General features: G+C 37.0%; 14 protein-coding genes and 1 pseudogene. 14 read left to right on the top strand and 1 reads right to left on the bottom strand.

The annotated features are described in order from the left end of the window. Window positions 1–8: 8 nt before the first annotated feature. Both CRO54_RS00760 and CRO54_RS00765 read left to right on the top strand, forming a co-directional pair. Entirely contained in the window at window positions 9–458 is a 450-nt protein-coding gene (locus CRO54_RS00760) for a GNAT family N-acetyltransferase (protein ID WP_097129809.1), read from the top strand. Window positions 459–519: 61 nt separating this feature from the next. Beyond that, complete coding sequence (locus CRO54_RS00765) at window positions 520–1,026, top strand: hypothetical protein (protein WP_097127563.1); 507 nt, start codon at window positions 520–522, stop codon at window positions 1,024–1,026. 305 nt (window positions 1,027–1,331) lie between these two features. Here CRO54_RS00765 and CRO54_RS00770 read toward each other — a convergent pair whose 3' ends face one another. Continuing rightward, on the bottom strand, window positions 1,332–2,084 hold the full coding sequence (locus CRO54_RS00770; protein WP_097127566.1) for a trypsin-like serine protease: 753 nt from the start codon (window positions 2,082–2,084) through the stop codon (window positions 1,332–1,334). A 273-nt stretch (window positions 2,085–2,357) separates the two neighbouring features. Between CRO54_RS00770 and CRO54_RS00775 the strand changes: the two genes are divergently transcribed. From CRO54_RS00775 to CRO54_RS00830, 12 genes and pseudogenes are all read left to right on the top strand, one after another. Further along, window positions 2,358–2,960: an RNA polymerase sigma factor gene (locus CRO54_RS00775; RefSeq protein WP_097127569.1), complete on the top strand. Its 603-nt coding sequence runs from the start codon at window positions 2,358–2,360 to the stop codon at window positions 2,958–2,960. A 76-nt stretch (window positions 2,961–3,036) separates the two neighbouring features. Further along, window positions 3,037–4,056: a FecR family protein gene (locus tag CRO54_RS00780; RefSeq protein ID WP_097127571.1), complete on the top strand. Its 1,020-nt coding sequence runs from the start codon at window positions 3,037–3,039 to the stop codon at window positions 4,054–4,056. A gap of 45 nt (window positions 4,057–4,101) precedes the next feature. Further along, window positions 4,102–7,704: a SusC/RagA family TonB-linked outer membrane protein gene (locus tag CRO54_RS00785; protein ID WP_097127574.1), complete on the top strand. Its 3,603-nt coding sequence runs from the start codon at window positions 4,102–4,104 to the stop codon at window positions 7,702–7,704. Window positions 7,705–7,715: 11 nt separating this feature from the next. Then, window positions 7,716–9,113: a RagB/SusD family nutrient uptake outer membrane protein gene (locus CRO54_RS00790; RefSeq protein ID WP_097127577.1), complete on the top strand. Its 1,398-nt coding sequence runs from the start codon at window positions 7,716–7,718 to the stop codon at window positions 9,111–9,113. Window positions 9,114–9,131: 18 nt separating this feature from the next. Beyond that, window positions 9,132–11,054, top strand: a complete 1,923-nt coding sequence (locus tag CRO54_RS00795; RefSeq protein WP_097127579.1) for a TlpA family protein disulfide reductase — start codon at window positions 9,132–9,134, stop codon at window positions 11,052–11,054. Next, window positions 11,054–12,130, top strand: coding sequence for an alpha/beta hydrolase (locus CRO54_RS00800; protein WP_097127582.1), 1,077 nt, complete (start codon window positions 11,054–11,056; stop codon window positions 12,128–12,130). Before CRO54_RS00795 ends, CRO54_RS00800 begins: the two co-directional genes overlap by 1 nt. 141 nt (window positions 12,131–12,271) lie before the next feature. Then, window positions 12,272–12,724 carry a VOC family protein gene (locus CRO54_RS00805; RefSeq protein ID WP_097129810.1) on the top strand — a complete coding sequence of 151 codons (453 nt, stop codon included), beginning with the start codon at window positions 12,272–12,274 and terminating at the stop codon, window positions 12,722–12,724. 124 nt (window positions 12,725–12,848) lie between these two features. Beyond that, complete coding sequence (locus CRO54_RS00810) at window positions 12,849–13,382, top strand: NADPH-dependent FMN reductase (RefSeq protein ID WP_097127584.1); 534 nt, start codon at window positions 12,849–12,851, stop codon at window positions 13,380–13,382. Between the two features lie 153 nt (window positions 13,383–13,535). Beyond that, on the top strand, window positions 13,536–17,624 hold the full coding sequence (locus CRO54_RS00815; protein ID WP_097127587.1) for a hybrid sensor histidine kinase/response regulator transcription factor: 4,089 nt from the start codon (window positions 13,536–13,538) through the stop codon (window positions 17,622–17,624). Between the two features lie 115 nt (window positions 17,625–17,739). After that, a complete protein-coding gene (locus tag CRO54_RS00820) occupies window positions 17,740–19,836 on the top strand; it encodes a polysaccharide lyase 8 family protein (RefSeq protein WP_097127589.1) in 2,097 nt (698 codons plus the stop codon). A gap of 104 nt (window positions 19,837–19,940) precedes the next feature. Further along, window positions 19,941–20,285 (top strand): annotated as a pseudogene (locus tag CRO54_RS00825) (T6SS effector amidase Tae4 family protein); the annotation flags it as partial. Between the two features lie 7 nt (window positions 20,286–20,292). After that, the gene (locus CRO54_RS00830; RefSeq protein WP_097127594.1) at window positions 20,293–20,700 is read left to right on the top strand and encodes a hypothetical protein; all 408 of its coding nucleotides are present in this window, start codon (window positions 20,293–20,295) and stop codon (window positions 20,698–20,700) included. The last annotated feature ends 53 nt before the right edge of the window (window positions 20,701–20,753 follow it).

The following is a 20,753-nucleotide window of genomic DNA, read 5'->3' on the forward strand; positions in this document are numbered from 1 at the left end:
TACAAATAATGAAAGTAATAACTGTAAGGGAAAATCCAGAATATCAAGAACGAGCAATTAAGTATTTACAACATAGTTGGTCAGAAGTATCTCCAATTATTTATGAAGATTGTATTGTAAACTGTATAGGAGCCGAGCAATCCTTACCTCAATGGTATCTCTTAGAAAAAGAATCGGAGATCATAGGATGCGCTGGTTTGATTACCAACGATTTTATTAGCAGGATGGATCTGTACCCATGGCTGTGCGCAATATTCATTGCAGAAAAGCATAGAGGAAATAATTATGGGCAATTGCTGATTGAAAAAGCAAAAGAAGATACGAAAGCATTTGGTTTCTCTTTTCTGAATCTATGTACTGACCATATCGGTTACTATGAAAAATTTGGATTTAATTATATCGGTCAAGGCTACCATCCTTGGGAAGAAGAATCAAGGATTTATCAACTAAGGGTTTAATCTATTGAAATAGGATTTTAAATTTAGTAGAAGATTGGTTTCATAAGCCATTAATCAAAATATGGAATACAATAATAACAACGATATCTATTTTGAAAGAAAACTGGACCCAGTGCCAATACAAACTCTTTTCAAGATTACTGGAGAGGTAGATGGAATAAGAGTACAGAACGATAATGTTAACTGTTATTTCAAAGGAATTAATGAGCAAGAATTAGAAGAAGCGTATAATAAATACCTATCCGCTCTCAATTTGAATTTTAACCCGCTATCTTTTAATAATACTGATTATGAGCTGGCTGATAAAGAACAGCAAGAGTTAACACAGAAGATAATTACCAGCCACATTTACTTCTACACGGTAAATGATCTGCCAATAACAGTTAAGCGATCTGATTTTATAGATTCATTTACCATCGATCAGGTCGTCTGGTTATTGGATAAAAAATTGCAGCTAAAAAATAAAGACACCAATTTAAGTTTGGCATTTGGTGCGCATCTTTTAAGGCAAGATTTAACGATATATGGGGATATGATAAAAGGCAGGAGACGGTATTACGATAGATGAGTTAATTGGGAAGGATAATTTAAAGTAGCGAAGATTACAATTGCGCTACTATCCAAAAAAAGGACGAGGCTTCATACCGAAGCCCCATCCCATCTAAATTAACGCTCTCAAGACAAAAGTAGAGATTAAACCAGACGCTACAATGAAGTATCGGTATTTCTGCTTGTTCTATCGGTGAATGCTTGTGTATGACAATGTCAAGCCATCTGGAAAGTGTCTTATTTTTACCTTTCCTTCCTTTGGGATATCCTATTTTAAATAGGCATGGGTTTAGAGATGTAGCTTCGATAAGACTTTACAACGACTTATTTTCTTTGTTGGTTTTTCAGAAATGCCGCTAAACCGTCGATTGAGCAGGGAGAGAAGTATTTTTCCTTTGTTTCTGGATCGGTAGTTCCTCCAGACACAATACCAACTACGAAACCTTGCTTATCTATTACTGGCGCACCACTTAATCCACCGAACTGTTCTGGCACAACAAGATTTCTCAATAAAATACGGTTGCCAATTGATTTTACATATTCAAATTCATAAACTCGCTGACTTCCTTCGTCCATTTTTCGGGTCCAACCAACCACGTATAGCTTTTCTCCTCCTATTAGTTGAGTGGTGCGAATTTCTAAGGGTTTTACACTCGAGTTGTTCGTTTTTATTGAAAATAAGAGCCAATCTTCTTTGTAGCTAGATGCATCATTAAGAGATTCTAGTTGGTTTTCATTTAATAGTTTAGAGGTGGTTACTAGCTGCTCTTTTTTATTTAGAGGATATAAAATCCAGTCTTTAATATAGTTTTCAAAGACTAGTTTTTTCATTTTATCCGTTTTAATGATCTTTAACAGATGTTTAGCTGTTACCGCAAATTCTTCTCCACTATAATTGATTAGAAACCCACAACTAAATCTAGGTTGGTCGTATTTTGGATCTATAAAATCAATTCTATTGACAAGACTTATAGCTGGAAAGGTTTCTGTTGAAACCTGATCTTGAGCAAATGCGTGAGTGGAAAAAAGTACCGTTATGTAGAAAAAAATACTGTGTTTGAAAAGCATAGTCAGCATATTAGATAAATAAATATATGTAATTTAAATGGTTGTTGGCTTAGGTAGTTGTTCATCTATTAATGCTGATTTTTGATATTGACTTTACATCATTTGCTATTTATATCGCATTATTAAACACTTTATATATTCATAAACGGCTGCCAGTTGAAAGTAATGTGATTAAGAATTAACTTTTAATATTGGCTATTTTTAATACAGCATAGCAATTAGATATATAAAAGTTAAATTAGCTCTAATTTTTCTACATTTGTTTGTAACGAGAACGATACATTGAGCGCAATACCTGAACCTAACCATACTTGGGCTGATTTATTAAATGGAAATCAGGCTGCTTTGAAACAGATCTATATGGAATACCATAAAGGATTGTTTCAATATGGCATGCGTATTTTATTAGATGAAGAAGGTACTCGCGACTGCATTCATAACCTTTTTGTTAAAATCTGGACAAATCGTAAGAAGTTAAAGCACACAGACAACATTAGGTACTATCTGATATCCGCTTTGCGAAACGAAATTATCAATTACAGAACTAGGGAAAATCGCTACGATCATAATGAAATAAACCTAGAATCCTTTGTGCTAGACTTTAGTGTAGAGTCGGTTTATATCCGTAAGGAAGAAATAAACGAACAAACCAAAAAGCTTACGGAAGCCATGAACCAATTGACCTCGAGACAAAAGGAAATTATTTACCTGCGCTATTTTGAGGAATTGGATTACAATCAAATTGCGGAGATAATGGATATCACCGTTAAAGGGGCTTATAAATTAAGTGCAAGGGCGCTCGAGGCCCTCAAAGAAATTATGCAAATTGATAAAGTGATATTGATCGGAATGTTACTTTCTGCTAAGCAAAACTATTGGCATTAATTTTTTTTTAAAAAAAGTTTAAATCTCGTGGGGTGTTTTTTATGTGCTGGCTGTTTGTATAATAAATAGCCTAAACATGCAAGCTGAAAAATACCTTAACTATACCGTAGAAGATTTTCTTGGGGATGATGATTTCATCCGTTATGTGAAATATCAGCAGGCAATAGATCTGCAGTTTTGGAATGATGTTTTAACGCAGCATGAAGAAAAACGTACAGATTTCGAGCAAGCTAAAATTCAAATAAGAATAATTTTAAGTGCCGAGCCAATGGCTATCCCAGCTGATTTAACCGATAGCTTGTGGGATGATATTGAGATGAGCATTGAGAAAAGCAAACGTAGAGGTAGAATTGTAAAATTGCGGAATATCTGGTTAAGTGGAGTGGCAGCTTGTTTGGCTTGCTTCGCTTACGGTAGTTGGTATTTCTATTCGGATATTACTGTTACTACCAAATATGGAGAGCAAAAAGTTTTAGTGCTGCCAGACGGTTCCAAAGTTCGTTTAAATGCAAATTCGTCTATCAGCTATGCTAGAGCCTTTAATTGGAATACTAGTCGCCAAGTAACTATTGATGGTGAAGCTTATTTCGAGGTAAAACACCTTAACCAAAACCCAGATGACATTAAAACAGGCGAACGATTTGTAGCCGAAGGTAAAAAATTAAGAGTTGAAGTACTAGGAACCACCTTTAACTTAAAATCTAGACCAAACGTAAATCAGGTGACTTTGGTTAGTGGTAAGGTTAAAGTAAAATCTATCGTTACTGGCGAAGAAAAAATATTAAAACCTGGTGAATTTGCAAGACTAGCCACTAACAGCAAATTTGTAGTTAATGGCACTGCAACTGTGGCTCCACAGCTCTCTTGGAAAGAAAATAAATTGCTAATGGCGCAAACTCGTGTCGGAGATATCATTGCCGAGTTTGAAAATCTATATGGTTTTAAGGTGATTTTGCCTGATACCTCAATGGCTGACAAGCGTATCGATGGTACCATATCTACCGCAAGTGAAGAAAGCATGCTCTTTGTACTCAAAAATATATTAAACGTCAACGTAAGACAAGAAGGAAACAATATCTACCTAGAAAAGCGATGAGCAAATACCATTAACTAACAACAACAAACTAACCTAACCAACTTCATGAAACATTTTACACAAAGCCTAAGCAGGGCAGTTGTGCTGCTGCTCGTGGGCGTTTCTATTTCTGTTTGTGCTTTTGCGCAACAATCTAGAGTGCCTTTGGCTGATGCACTAGACCAAATTGCCAAAAAGTACAAAGCTAAATTTGCCTACGAACATGGTATTGTTCAAGGAAAAACGGCAAATAGAAGCGAAGCTTCAAATGCTAAAAACCTAGAAGAAGCATTAAAGGCTGTACTTTATCCAAATAATTTACTGTTTTTATATGTAAGTGAGCGAAACTACACTATTGTTACGAGAGATACTAAAACCGATGTAACGGTTACTATTGAACGCGGTGTCACTCCAGCAGATGACAGAGCAAATGAAACATTTATTACGGGTAAAGTGGTAGATGAAAGTGGTGGCCCGATGCCTGGTGCTACGATAAAAACCAATTCATCTAACCAAACTTACATTACCAATTCAAATGGTGATTTCTCAATGTTTGTAACTCCAAATACCACTGAAGTAAGTGTTTTTTATATTGGTTACGAGCCATCGTTTCAAAAAATAAATCCTAATACCAAAAACTTGAGAATGGTGTTGAAGCCATCATCAAATCAATTGGAAGAGGTAAGTGTGGTCTCTACAGGTTATCAGAAAATTTCTAAAGAAAGAGCCACAGGTTCGGCAACGGTAGTTACCGCGAAAGAGATTGAAAAAGTGCCAGTTCCGAATTTGCTTTATCGTTTGGAAACTATGGTTCCGGGAGTTAAAATCACCTTAAACTCTGGCGATAACAGCTTCGTATATGGCAATACGATGTCTTCTATCAATGGAGGAACACGTACTAGGGGTACCAGTGATTATAATATGTCTATCCGTGGCAGGAGTTCATTACCAGGTCCGCAGTCGGCAGAAAGTTTTCCTTTGATCGTAATTGATGGAGCTATCTCTGAAAATGATATTTCTACCATCAATCCGGACGACGTTGAAAGTGTAACCTTTCTAAAAGATGCTGCTGCAGCTTCTATTTGGGGTGTGCGTGCAGGAAATGGGGTAATGGTAATCAATACCAAAAGAGGAAAGAACAATCAAGTGCCAGCAATTAATTTTTCGATGAATGCAGCTGTTTCTAATCATCCTAATTTAAAAGATTTACCATTGATGAATGCTGCACAAACTATTGCTTTTGAGCAGGAAATTGTAAATAAAAACTTAATTACTGCACCAAGTAATGCTACACCTCTAGGACAACCAGTTGCAGCTGTCACCGATTTGACTTTTAAATTAAGGGCGGGTACCATTACGCAGAGCGATTACAATGCTGCAATTGCACGTTATTCTACGATGGACAACCGTGCACAGGTAGAAGATTATTTGTTGCAACGTTCCAATAATCAGGTGTATAACTTTTCGATAAGTGGCGGTAACAACTATTCAAATTATTTCTATTCGGCTTCTTATGCTAACGAAAAACCTTATGCTGTTGGAAACAGTGGTAAAAGATTAACTGTTACCTTAAACAATACCTTTAAATTATTTAAGGTTGCAACCTTATCAACCAATGTTAAAGGGGCATTCCTGAACTACAAGAATAATGGGATGGCACTAAACGCTTTGTATGCGCCGTCAGCTACAACTTTTATGCCTTATGATCAATTGGTGGATGATAACGGAAACCGAGTTTCTTACTCAAGAAGATACTATTCGGGTTGGTTAAATACGTTGTATCCGAAAGGATTTTTAAATTGGGGTTATAATGCGTTGGATGAAATTGAAAATGCGGATAATACCCAGAAAGACAATAATTACAGTGTAAACCTCAACTTAAGCGTACCCATTTTTAAGGGATTAACCGCTAATGCTTATTATGCCAATGAATTTGGTTTTAGTAATGCTCGCAGGTATTATAACGAACAAAGCTTTTTCTATCGTGATTTTGTAAATGGTTATACGCCAAATCCTACAACTGGCACCGCAGTGAATAGTATCGGCTTATCAAAAGGTGCGGGTATTTTAAACACACAGAATACGACATCAAATAATTATACCGTTAGAGGACAATTAAATTACGACAATACATTTGGTACAGATCATCAGGTAACTGCTATTGCCGGTAGCGAAATTAGAGAGACCAACGCCGGACAATCTACTGGAACCTTATATGGCTATAATATGGGTACTGGTGGATCAAGGCCAGTAGATTTTTTCACACCTTATGCAACTGTTACGGGTTTTTCATCTTCTTTAGGTGGATCTTATCCTACCTTGCAAAATAAAAAAAGAAGGTTTTTGTCTTATTATAGCAATGCAGCTTATACCTATAAATCGAAATATACACTTTCTGGAAGTGTAAGATATGATGATTATAATAACTTCGGTTTAGATCGTAGTTTTAGAGCCACACCATTGTACTCTTTCGGAGCTAAATGGGATGCGCACAAAGAAAGTTTCTTGAAGAATATCTCATGGATATCGAATTTGAGCTTACGTGCTACTTATGGTGTAAATGGAAATATCTCAACTCAATTGTTTCCATTTACTTGGATATCGGTATCACCTGCAGATCTTATTACGGGCTTGCCGAATGCAAGTATTATTGCACCAGCTAATCCTGAGTTAAGGTGGGAAAAAACATATGTACGAAACTTGGCATTAGATTTTGGATTTCTAAATAACAGAATATCAGGATCTGTGGATGTATATCACAAAGATGGAAAAGACCTTTATTATAACTTTCCTATTAACGGAACTTATGGTGTAACCACTTTAACTAGAAACTCTACCACTATGACTGGAAAAGGAGTTGATTTAGCATTAAGCGGCGTGCTTTATACAACCAAAGACTGGGAAGTAAGCTCAAGGATAAATTACGCTTACAATACAAATAATGTGAATGATACACGTTTTATAGTTACTTCTGGTTTTTATGCCAACCCAGCTTATGGTTCGGTGCTTGCTGGTTATCCAAGCGACAAAATGTTTGTTTATCGTAACGCAGGTTTAGATGCTGCAGGCTTAACATTGGTGTATGACGAGAAGGGAAATAAAGTATCCGCTAACCAAAATGTAACCAATATAGCCGCTTTAAAATATGCTGGACGAAGTGCGCCAAGTCATTTTGGAAGTTTTGTACAAAGTGTGAGGTATAAAGATTTCACTTTTACCGCTATAGCGAGCTACCAGTTTGGAAGTGTTTTCTTGAAACCTACAGCAAGCAGCTATTCTAGTTCTAGGTTAGGTGTAAGGTACGATTTGCATGAAGATGTAGCCAAAAGATGGCAAAAGGCTGGCGATGAAGCCACGACTAATGTACCAGGAATGGCTGGCACTTTCGCACCTACCAGTTTACTGCGGTACCAACAATCAGATATCAATGTTTTAAAAGGTGATTATGTACGTTTAAGAGAGCTTTCTTTAAGCTATAGAATTCCAACGCAGAAAATTACAGATAAAATAAAAGGCGCAACTTTTGGGTTTAATGTACGCAACCTAGGTTTAATTTGGACTGCAAACAAAGAGGGCTTAGATCCTGATGTGTTGCCAAATCTTTCGAGTAATACGCTAGGCTTACCAGCAACTGTGTCCTATAATTTTTCGCTTAACCTAAACTTTTAAAATCAAAAATCATGAAAATCAACTATAAAGCTATCGTTTTTGCAGCAGCTGCATTGGTTTTTGCAGGTTGCCAAAAATTTGTAGACATCAAGACACAAGGTAATTTGGTGCCCAATCAAACCATCAACTATCGTTATCTATTGAACAATACTTCAGGTTTCGAAACCAATCCAGGTCTTTTTGATATGGCTTCGGATGATATTAACCTTACCGATGCAACACAGACGACTTCTCTGTCTGGTAATGCATTTTATTATTGGTATGCGGCAAGTTATACTTGGCAACCTGTTTTTTACGTTGCTGGAAGCACTAATGAGAATGATTTGAATTGGAATGCTTCTTATAATGTAATTCTAAATTGTAATACCATCATTAACGAATTGCCAGGTAGCGACGGTACAGCACAAGAAAAAGCGGCACTGATAGCAGAAGCAAAAGTACACCGTGCAGATGCTTATTTAACTTTGGTAAATGCTTACGCAAAACCTTACCATATGGCAACTGCCAGTACCGATTTGGGCTTGCCCTTGTTAACTGCGCAAACCGTGAGTCAGAGTTTAAAACGTGCTTCTGTTCAGCAGATTTATAATCAGATTATTGACGATTTGACATCTTCTATTGCCGCTCTGCCGAATACGCAGCAGTACAATACATTGCCGAGTAAAGCATCAGCCTATGCTGAGTTAGCACGTTGTTACTTGTATATGAATAATTATGCTGAGGCTAATAGATATGCGGATTTAGCCCTTTCTTTAAGAAACACCTTGAACGATTTGGGAGCCATTACCGCGATCACCTCTACCAATTATCCTCGCCGCATCGTAGATCCTGAAGTGATCTTGTCAAAATTACCTAACGGAGGCACTTTGGCTTGGGCACCAACCGCCTTTAAGTTAAGCGATGAGTTATTGGCTTTATTGGGGACTGTTGATCAGCGTTATAATTTGTTTACAGTTCCTGGGGCTACCATAGGAACTGGTTATACTGGTAGATTTTTTTATAAAGAGCGTTCAATAGGCGAAACTAGAAATGTTGGCCCATCGGTACCAGAAATGATGTTGATTAAAGCCGAATATTATGCTAGGAATAATGATGTTACTAATGCCATGCTATGGATAAACCGTTTACGTGAAAAACGTTTCAAGCCTACAGACTATGTGCCTATGACCGCCTCTTCGCCTGCCGATGCATTAGCGAAAGTGATCGAAGAGAGACGCAGGGAGTTTTTTGGCAGAATGTTGCGTTGGTGGGACATGCGCCGCCTTAAGAGTGAGCCTGCTTTCCAAAGGACTTATACCAGAACATTTAATGGAACTACTTATACTTTAGCACCAAACAGCGATCGTTATGTGTTTCCAATTGCGCAGTCGCTAATTAATTTTAATCCAGAGTTAGAACCGAATCCTTAAAATAACACACACACACAAATGAAAAAGTTAATGATCATTGCAAGTGCCATTTCGGTACTTGCAATACATACAGGCCGAGCACAGGAAGTTTTTTCGATAAACCCCAAAGCGGCAGTTCCTGGAACTACAGTCAAGGTGGCTTACAATCCTACGAAGACTGTTCTGGCGAAAGAGAAAAATGTAAATGCAGAAGTTTATCAATTCCGTAATTATAAATGGAAAAAGGAAGAAGTTAAGCTGGTAAAAAAAGATAGTTTGTGGACCGTCGACTATCTGCTGCCTGCTGATGCAGCATTTGTAGCTTTCAAGTTTAAAAGCGGTAAGCTCACTGATATAGGTAACGCATACGGATGGATACTATCCGATAAAGACGGCAAGAACATTCCTGGTGGCTATGCTGGATGGGCTTTTTTAAGGAATGGCACGGTACCTGAGTTTTTTCCAGACTATACCGATAATAAAGCCATGATTGGCGATGAAGTGGTGGATTATTGGATGAAGCAACAAGTAAAACAATATCCTTCCACTAGAAGATACATTGTTTATCCATGGTTGAAGGTGTTGAATAACATGGGTTCAGAAGATGCTCAGGAGCAAGCGCAGAAAAGTATCCAGTATTTAAAAAATCTACAGGATTTTACCGAAGCTGATTTGGTTAATATCAAAAGAATATATAGCGAAATATTGAATGATAAAGCAGCAGCTGATTCAATGTCGCGAGTAATTTCTTCGATAGATTCTGCTGCTATTAAAAAGGCAAATCCAGAAAAGTTAGCTGCATATAAGGCTTTATCAACTGAAAGAGATTATAAAAAAGTACTTGCTCGAAATATTGAATTTCTGGAACGTTATCCTTCCGAGAAAGCTGATAGAGCTTTTGATAAACAAAATTGGATAGAATATTCGAGAATTTATAGTTCCATAACCATTATTGCTTCTATTGAAAAAGATACGGTAACCTATAAAAAGTATGTGGCTAAAGCACCTTTTTCTACTTTATCTACCATCTTTTACAAATGTGTGGACGTGCCTTATGTTTCTCAAAAATCTATGAATGCTGAACAGGTGTATGTATATGCTCGTCCAGTAGTAGATCGTTTTTTTCAATTTAATGATGAAAAACCAGAAGGCTTTATGGATGTGTATTTTGGCTTTACGCCAGTTTACGCAGATATTTTAATGCGTTTAGGTAAATATGAAACCGCATTGAACCTAGCCGTTTCCGCTCAACAAAAATACCAGTTTGAAAAAGCCACATTAAATGAGCTACAAGTGCTTTTACTAGAGAAATTAGGTAAAACCGAAGAGTTACAAAAGGCATTGGAAAATAGTATGCGTAAAAATCAGATGAGTCCAATTATGTTGGAGATGCTGAAAAAGAACTATGTAGCTCGCACTAAATTGGATCAGGGCTACGACGCTTATTTGGCTACTTTAAAAGACGTAAAACTTGATGCTGCTTTAGAGGCTAAAGTAAAGAAATCGATGATTAAAAAGTCTGTTCCAGATTTTAAAGTGAAAAGCAATAGAGATGGTAGAATGGTATCACTAAGTGATTTAAAGGGAAAAGTGGTCGTGTTCGATTTTTGGGCATCTTGGTGTGCGCCTTGTAAAGCTGCATTTCCAGGAATGAATATGGCGGTAGAAAAGTACAAAAATGATAAAGATGTAGTTTTCTATTTCGTAGATACACAAGAAAAGATGAAGGATTACGAAGCTTACGTAATCAAATATCTGAAAGATAATAAATACGATTTTAATGTGCTTTTTGATGCCGATGCTAAATTCTCAAAGAGTTATGGCGTGGGGGCTATCCCTCATAAAATGGTATTGGATAAAAATGGCATGCTACGCTTTTCTGAAGTGGGTTACATGGGTAGTCCATCAGAATTGGTAGATGAAATTAGCATGATGGTTGAACTGGCACGTAAGGGAGATTAATGAAAAAGCTTTTATCTAGTGTATTTAGTCTAGTGCTTTTATCAGCATTTGCTTTTGCGCAACAAACTTTTAAGGTAGATAGCACTATCATCATCAAAAATGATAGTCTGCAAATAGGTGCATCATTGTATATGCCAGTTAAAAGCGGCAAAGTTACAGCAATGGTCATGGTTTCTGGCACTAATCCTCAAGATCGAAATGGTATGATGGCAGGTTATCCATTCTTTAAACAGATTGCCACTTTTTTAGCAACCAAAGGTTACGCCGTTTTATTAATGGACGACAGGGGAGTTGGAAAATCTACAGGTAATTACCCATATGCAACCACCGAAGATTTTGCCAATGATGCCTTGGTTGCCATTAAATATTTAAGAACACAGTTTCAAATTAATCAGGACAAAATAGGTTTAATTGGTCATAGCGAAGGTGGCGCTGCAAGTGCCATCGCGGCAGCCAAGTCTAGCGATGTAAAGTTTATCATTAGTCTTGCTGGCTTGGCCACCAATGGTTTTGAATCGCTCATCCAGCAGAATGAAGATCTCGTCAATCATTCCCAACTTTCTCAAGCGGATAAAAACAGGTCTAACCAAATTAATAGGTTAATGTTTGAGACCGCATTAAAATATGCAGATTCTGTAAATATGAGAGCGAAGCTGGATGAAACCTATCTTGAATGGAAAAAAGTAGACGATTCATTATTTAAGCTTTCTGGCGTACAGTGGGATCATTTTCGGTTTCCAATCTATAGCTATGTAAACCATGCTGTTGGTAAATGGTATCGTTATTTCGTAAAGTACGATGCGCAAGTTGTAATGAAGCAAATCAAAGTTCCAGTTTTGGCCATCAACGGTGATAAGGATCTGATGGTAGCAGGTGTGCCAAATTTAGCCAACTGGAAAAATTACATAGCTGTTGGCGGAAATAAAAAGGTAACCACGAAGTTGATACCCAGTGTGAACCATTTATTGCAAAAATGTGAAAGCTGTAAGCCAGATGAATATGCGAAGATCAAGACCGGAGTAGATGGGGAAGTTTTAACTACCATGGCTAGCTGGCTAATCACCGTTATTAAATAGTTTAATTTTTAGGTAAAGTTAATGATAGAAGTGGGTACGACGGATGTCGCCCACTTTTTTTAGTTATGTGGTAAAAATGCTGCAAAACTTTAGCGGCGCAGATTGTACCTTAGTATGCTAAACTTAATTAAATATCTAATTATGTCGAATAATCAACTATTGGGAATGGATAATGTAGGGATTGTTGTGGAGTCTCTAGATGATGCAATTTCCTTCTTTTCTGAGATAGGATTAACGTTGCAAGGTAGGGGAATGGTAGCGGGGGCATGGGCTGGATGTGTAACAGGGCTAGGAGAACAAAGTGTAGAAATTGCCATGATGGTTACACCCGATGGGCATAGTAAGATTGAACTTTCAAAGTTTCTTAACCCTACACCAATATCCGACCATCGCACATCCCCTGTAAATAGTCTTGGTTATTTAAGGGTGATGTTCACTGTTAAAGATATTGACGAATTGGTGGCTAGACTTTGTAAGCGAGGCGCTGAACTGGTAGGCGATATCGTTCAATACCAAGATTCTTATCGGTTATGCTATATCCGAGGTGTTGAAGGTATTTTGGTAGGGCTTGCAGAGGAATTGGATAGTAAATAAAAGTAGATTTCTTAACCTACATCAACGCAAACAAGATTTTGTAAACATACATTTGCATACACTTTCAAGTTAGCATATCGGATATCGGAAGCTTTTAGAAAGTTTCAAATAATAAAAATAAATAATGAAAATATTAGCTTTTGGTGCATCATATAGCAGCACTTCAATTAACAAAACATTTGCCGAATATGCTACTGGATTTTTTCCAGCTGCGGAAATAGAAATTCTAGATTTAAGATCTTTTCCACTGCCTTTGTTTACCACAGATTTAGAAAAAGAGATTGGCAAACCACAGGCGGCTATAGAATTTGTGGAAAAGCTAGCAACAGCCGACCTACTGATTATTTCCTTAGCTGAGCATAATGGGAGCTATACTACCGCTTTCAAAAACTTATTTGATTGGGCTTCGCGTTTAAAGGTGAAAATGTTTGAAAACAAAAAAATGTTATTGCTTTCTGCTGCGCCAGGTCCAAGGGGAGGCATTTCAGCGTTGCAATCAGCAATTACACGTTTTCCAATTCACGGTGCAGAGGTATTGGGCAGTTTCAGTCTACCTAAGTTTGGAGATAATTTTGCATTTGGAGAGGGCATTACAGACGAAAGTTTAAAAGTAGAGTTTATGCAGGTAATAGATAATGCTAAACAGCTGTTAGCATAGTTGCTTTAAAGGGAGCTTGTTCCCTAATTGCAATTATCAATAAAGCCTGTGTAAGCAGATTTTTTAGAGCTTATAGGTTTAAACGTATTGGTATAAAGCCACGTTTTCTTATTATTGTATTCAAATATAAATTTAAGATTGGGGTTAATACAAATGCGGAAAAGTTGCATTCTGTTTTTCTTGTTATTGATAGGTAGTGTCGGCGCATTTTCCCAATTGTCGTTCGACCACCTTTCTGTATCCAATGGTTTGTCACAAAGTACCGTTCTTTCCATTAACAAAGATGACCGAGGGTACATGTGGTTTGGTACTAGAGATGGTATCAATCGCTATGACGGCCGCACCATAAAAATCTACCGACACGACGATAAAAAAAGTACTTCCATTAGTGCTGACGATTATATTCATGTAATTACTAAGAGTAAAAATGGCAGCCTTTGGATAGGGACACAAAATGGGCTCAACCTTTACCAGCCAGAACAAGATGGCTTTAAACAGTTTTATCATAATGATAAAGACGCATCAACTATTAGTAGTAATGCAGTAATAGCCATTTGCGAAGCTAGAGATGGGAAGGTTTGGTTTGGCACCAATAAAGGTTTAAGCATGCTAGCCAATGCGAGTTCGCATCGTTTCCGTAATTTTTACATGAAAGACGGTCTAGCAGGAAATGAGATTTACAGTATTTTTGAGGACAGTAGAAAAAATATTTGGGTAGGCACCGCCACAGGCTTATCTTGCCTAAAACCTATTGGAAATGGTAATTATAAATTCACTAACTTTTTTAATAAACCAGCGGAAAATGGTTTAAGTGGCAATTCTATCAAATCCATTGTAGAAGATAAGCAAGGTCGTATCTGGATTGGCACCGAACATGACGGAATCAGTATTTACAATCCTACGTTAAATACGTTTTCTCATCTCAAACAAATAGCAAAAGGACTTAGCAATAACTTTATCCGAAAAATCATCATCAGTAAAGATGGGCGATTTTGGATTGCTACCATGAATGGCTTAAATATCTATGATCCAAAAACGAACACCTTCACTGTTTATAAGCACGACGCCGATAACCGTAAAAGTATTAGCGATAATTCCATTAAAGACATCTATGAAGATGAACAGGGCTCTATTTGGATTGGAACTAATTTTGGCGGTATCAATGTAGCTCACAAGAATACAGTTCCGTTTCAGGTTTACAAGCACAGTAAATACAGAAATAGCATTAGTAACAACATTATTAGTGTAGTTGCAGGCTTAGATCAAACACATGTGCTAAGTGGTACAGAAGGTTCTGGACTCGATTTTATAGCTACGAAAACAGGCTTTGTCCGTAATTTTTCACATAGTGCTTCTAACCCATCCAGTATTGGGTCTAACAACGTAAAAGCTATTTTTAGAGATCATAAAAAGAATTTGTGGATTGGTTTATATGAAGGTGGTTTAGAGCTGTTTGACCTTCAAAGTGGTACCTTTAAACATTTCAAACCTAACCCAAACGATAGTACAAGTGTAAGTCACGGTTACGTTAGCAGCATTGCTCAAGATCAACAAGGTCGTTTGTGGGTTGGTACTTCCTCAAAAGGAATTAACCTCTATAATTACGATAAGCAAAATTTTACTAGGGTAAACACAACTTCAAAGGGACTAAAGATAAGTAATGACTATATCAGGACCATGCTGGGCGATTCGAAAGGAAATTTGTGGGTAGGAACAGCTGTTGGTTTAAGCATATTACGGAAAGGCAGCAAACAATTTGAGCAATTTCGTAAGCATACAGATGGTTTAATTTCAGATTATATCAACTGTATTGTGGAAGACCGCTTGGGAAATATTTGGGTTGGTTCGCATAGGGGAGGCTTCGCTAAATATAATGTGAAGACAAAGAAATTTTTAACCTATACGGCTAAAGATGGATTAACAAGCGACAACGTAATGGGGATGGCCCAAGATGATGAGGGTAATCTTTGGATCAGTACAGATAGGGGCTTGTCTAAATTTGACACTCATCAGCGTAATTTCAAAAATTATTATGTGAGCGATGGTTTGCCAACCAACGAGTTCAGTTATAATGCAGCTTATACCGCAGCTGATGGAACATTATATTTTGGAAGTTACAATGGCTTAGTGTCGTTTAAACCCAAGTCTATTTCTGTCAATAAAACTGCGCCAACCATTTTATTTACTGCTTTACGCTTATTCAATAAAGAAGTGTCTGTGGGTGGCCCCGACGAGCTTTTGGAAAAAGATATTTCTTTCGCTCCAGCCATCACTTTTAGTGCTAATCAAAATATTTTTACAGTAGATTTTGTTGCTTCAAATTATATTAAGCCCGAACGCAACAAATATGCTTATAAACTAGAAGGATTTGAGGATAACTGGAATGAGGTTTCTATTCCGTCTGCAACTTATACCAATCTGCCTGCTGGAACTTATCATTTATTAGTGAAAGGAAGTAATAATGATGGTTTTTGGGGAGAAACTCCAGCTAAGTTAGAGATAAAAATATTACCTCCGTTATGGAAAACTTGGTGGGCATATACTTTGTACGCCATCGTTATTGCACTGGCTTGGTACTATATCAATAAGTTTTTAAGGAGGCAAGAAAGGTTAGAAACTGAACTGTATTACGAACATCTCAATTCGCAGCAGCAACAAGAGTTTCATCAGAATAAATTGGAGTTTTTTACACGGATTTCCCATGAAATTCGCACGCCATTAACCTTAATATCGGCACCGATAGAGAAACTAATCCATTTAACTAAAGATAATAAGGCTATTCATGCGCCGCTAAATGGCATTAAAAATAATACCGACAGGTTACTTCGACTAATTAAGGAACTCTTAGATTTTAGAAAAATAGAAACAGGAAATCTGGAATTAAAAGTTGTGGAGGTGGATTTGGTGGCATTTTGCGAATCTATTTTCGAGGTATTCAAAAATCAGGAAACTAACGAGCATTTAAATTTTGAATTTGAATATCCCCAAGAGAAATTGAATGCTTTTATAGATCCAGCTCAAATGGAGAAGGTGCTATTTAATCTGTTTTCCAATGCGTTGAAACATACGCCTGCAAATGGTACTATCAAATTAAGTATAGAAGAATATGCCAATGAAATTCAGATAAGGGTTTATGATACGGGAAAAGGTATTTCACCAGAGCATTTATCGCATATTTTTTCTAATTTTTACCAAATAAAGGGACAAGATGCTCAGCAAACTGGATGGGGGATAGGCTTGGCATTAGTGAAACATATTTTAGATCTCCATAAGGCGCAAATTACCGTTCAAAGTAAATTAGCTACCGATGGACAAAATGGTTATAGCGAGTTCTGTATTTTACTATTAAAAGGAAATACACATTTTACAGCACAAGAGCTTACAGTTGATACAGAAAATGTAACACCTAGTCTAGTTTTTACTGATTTACCATTAACGAAAGAAAATGTGGATGAACCGGTATCGGACGAGCATCAACATGGTTTGCAGCATATTTTAGTCATTGAAGACAATGATGAACTGAGAGAGTTTATTATTCAGTCGCTACAACATCATTACAAAATAACTGGTTGTGTAAACGGTTTAGAAGGTTGGGAATATGCCATAGAAAACCTGCCTGATTTGATTATAAGTGATGTAACCATGCCAATTATGGATGGAAACGAGCTTTGTAGACGGATTAAGGGCGAAGAAAAAACCAATCATATTCCTGTGGTAATGCTAACAGCAATGGCTTCTCACCATCATCAGGTAGAAGGATTGGAAGCTGGCGCAGACGTTTATATCACTAAACCTTTTAGTATACAGGTGTTAGAATTAAACATTAGAAATCTGCTGCTTTCGAAAGAAGTTTTAAGAGCAAAATATCATAAACAGTTGTTGCTAACGCCAACTAAAGTAGAAGGTCAAACCCCAGAGGAGAAGTTTTTAGCAAAACTGATGCACATTGTTGAAGATAAAATGGAAGATCCTGAATTCAATGTGTCGGCCTTGATTACCGAAATTGGCATGAGTCAAACGGTATTATACAAAAAAATCAAAGCAATTACTGATCTTTCCATAGCCGATTTTATTAAAACCGTTAGGTTAAAAAGGGCGGCGCAACTTTTAAAAGATGGACACACGACCATCGCCGAAGTAGCTTATGCCGTAGGTTTTAACGATAGGAAATATTTCAGTAAGGAATTTAAGAAACAGTTTGGTGTGGTGCCATCAGATTATGCAGATACATCAAAAGAGTAACAAATAACTAAAATTTACTCCTTTTTAGATTGATTTGCCCTCCTAAGTTCTAGAGGTTTTTTGGAATATTTGAAATTAGAAACGAACATCTTCCTCGGAGATTTATAAACCGTACATGAGAAAATCAATATATCTAGTTGCCTATTGTCTTTTTTTGTTCCCAATATTGGCCAATGCACAAGCAACTTACCCTTTTGGCACGATCCTTAAAAAGTTATATGCTGATCAGGGTAAAAATGCCAATAACGTAGTTAAACCCGCTCAATCGGTTTTAGAAACTATCCAGCCGGATGGAACTTGGGTAGATATTAATTACGAGGATAAATCTACAACGAATTGGCTACCAATTACACACATTAGTAGGGTAACAGATTTAGTATTTGCTTACACTACCGAGGGTAGTGCTTATCGTAAAAATGACAAAGTTTACAACGCTATTGTAAATGCTTTAAAAGTTTGGTATGAAAAAGATCCTAAAAGTACCAATTGGTGGCATAATGAAATAAGTGTACCCCAAAAGTTAGGCTTGTTATTGGTGATCATGACCGCTGCGGAAAAGCAATTGCCAGACGAGTTGCAAGATCAATTGATAGAGCGTATGAAGCGTGGTAACATGGTAGAAAAAACTGGTGCCAACAAAACCGATATCGCCATGCATTATTTTTATAGGTCTTTATTAACAGAAGACAGTAAGTTATTGGGAGAGTCGTTGGCTGAAATTTTTAGACCTGTGAGTTTGGTAGATGGGGAAGAAGGCTTGCAGTATGATTTTTCTTATTTGCAACATGGGCCGCAGTTGTACATTGGAGGTTATGGAAATGTATTTTTAGGCGGAGTTATTAAAATAGCGGGTTATGTGCCTGGCACTCCTTATGCGCTCAGTAAAGAAAAATTAGCTTTGTTATCCGAGTTCTATCAAAACACTTATTTGAAGACGTTTAGATCTAGATATGTAGATTTTAATGTAGAAGGTCGGGGAGTTTCCAGACCTAAAAATTTAAGAAAGCCTTCGGAGAAATACCGCTTAAACGCGATGAAGGAAATTGACGCAAGTAATGCTGATCAATGGGAAAACGAGCGTTTGAGGGTAGATAGTTTAACCGGATTTACTATAGCTCCGTACCATAAACACTTTTGGAAGGGAGATTATACGGTACATATACGTCCAGAATACAACTTTAATGTACGGATTGCCAGTAAGCGCACCAAAAGAGCAGAAGCTGGTAACAATGAGAATTTGTATGGTAGATACTTATCAGACGGAGCCACTAACCTACAGTTGAGCGGGCCTGAGTATTATAACATTATGCCAGTTTGGGAATGGGATAAAATTCCTGGGGTTACCGCTGCGGATCGTGCAGAAGATTTAAAGATGAACGTCAATTGGGGCGAAACAGGTCATAATGAATTTGCTGGTGGCGTTTCTGATGGTATGTATGGCGCAACTGCCTATCAACTCGATTATGATGGCGTTAGTGCAAAAAAAGCTTGGTTTTTCTTCGATAAGGAGGTTGTGGCAATGGGTACCGACATCCGGACAGATAGTGTGCTGTCTATTGCTACTACGGTAAATCAGTCGTGGTTGGAAGGGAGCGTAATTAGCTCTTTTGGGACCATCAAAAAAGGCGATGTAGTGAAACAAAATGCTGCACCATCAAGTTGGGTACAGCATAATGGTGTGGCTTACTATTTCCCTAAACAAACTAACTTAGTGGTTAGCACGCAAACACAAAATGGCAACTGGAACAAAATCAACCAAACTTATGGTAAAGAAAATATTGCTGGAGATGTATTTAAACTGTGGATAGATCATGGTACAAAACCGGACACGGCCAGCTATCAATACATTGTGCTACCAGCTATAAAAAACATCAAAAGCTTCGATCCTAAAACCATTGAGCTGATCAGCAATACGCCACAAAATCAATCGATTTATCACCAACAGTTAAAGATATTACAGGCCGTTTTCTACAGTCCTTCGTCAATTACATCCAGCAGTTACGAAATTTCAGTGGATAAACCTTGCGTACTGATGCTAAAAGAAGGAAAGGGAAATGAGCGGTTACTTTATATCGCTGATCCCTTGCAGCAGGAAAGTACAATTAGTATAAAACTTAAAAATGTAAAGACAGGGAAGTCTGTTGATTTAGCAGTAAAACTACCTGAAGGACCATATAGGGGATCTTCAAAAAAGTTGATTGAGAAGCTTTAAGGATTGACTTACCCCACTTTGAGCAATTCGATATTCATACATTGAAGCTAGGATAGACCTTATGTTTATCAACTACTCACTATAAATCACTTTTTAGCTCTTCTGGACTAGAAATCCCAGAGTTAGTGTACGATAATCGTAAAAAAACAGAAAAGGGAGGGGATGGTAAAAATTATATTCTATCTGCTACAACATTTAATAGATATATGAGGGATAAATTTGGGCCTCCTACATATACACTAACTAACCAAGAAATTGGAAACGATAAGACTAAAATAGCGCAATTTCTTAAAGGTAAAACAGGCATATATACTGTTATAAATCAATATCCGGGAACAGCGGGCTATTCAGGACATATTGACTTCATAATAAATGGGGCTTGTATAAATGGAAGTAATGCTTTTCCTAAAGGAGGCGTTGAAAAAATAGAAATTTGGGAACTTAATTAAAAATATGATGAAACATTATTTATATCTTTTGCTCTTATTATCGTCTCTTACTGCATGTAATATTCAACAACAGCAGATTCGTAAAGATTGGATTATATTATATAAGGAATATGCAACATATAAAAGTGTTTGCGAAATAACTGATAACAATCTTGAAAAAATATTATGGACGAAAAAAGATATTTCTTTTAGCATTCATAGAGAAATACTTGGAAGTTATGCTGATGAAGCAGATTCGATTGGCAGGAAATATGCAAGGAATATTAAGCCATTGGATGTAGAAACTGAACATGATTTGTATGGAATGAAGCCATTATTTTCAGAATGCTTGAAATTATATACAAGTAATTATTTAGATAGTCTAGCAAACTCAGCCTATAAGGATTACAAATATTTAAATAAAAAAATCAAATGATATTGTTCTTTCTATAATGCTTTTAATAGCATTGTGTTATTGAGTTTTAGCTT

Source organism: Pedobacter xixiisoli (assembly GCF_900215335.1).
GTDB classification, from domain to species: Bacteria; Bacteroidota; Bacteroidia; order Sphingobacteriales; family Sphingobacteriaceae; genus Pedobacter; species Pedobacter xixiisoli.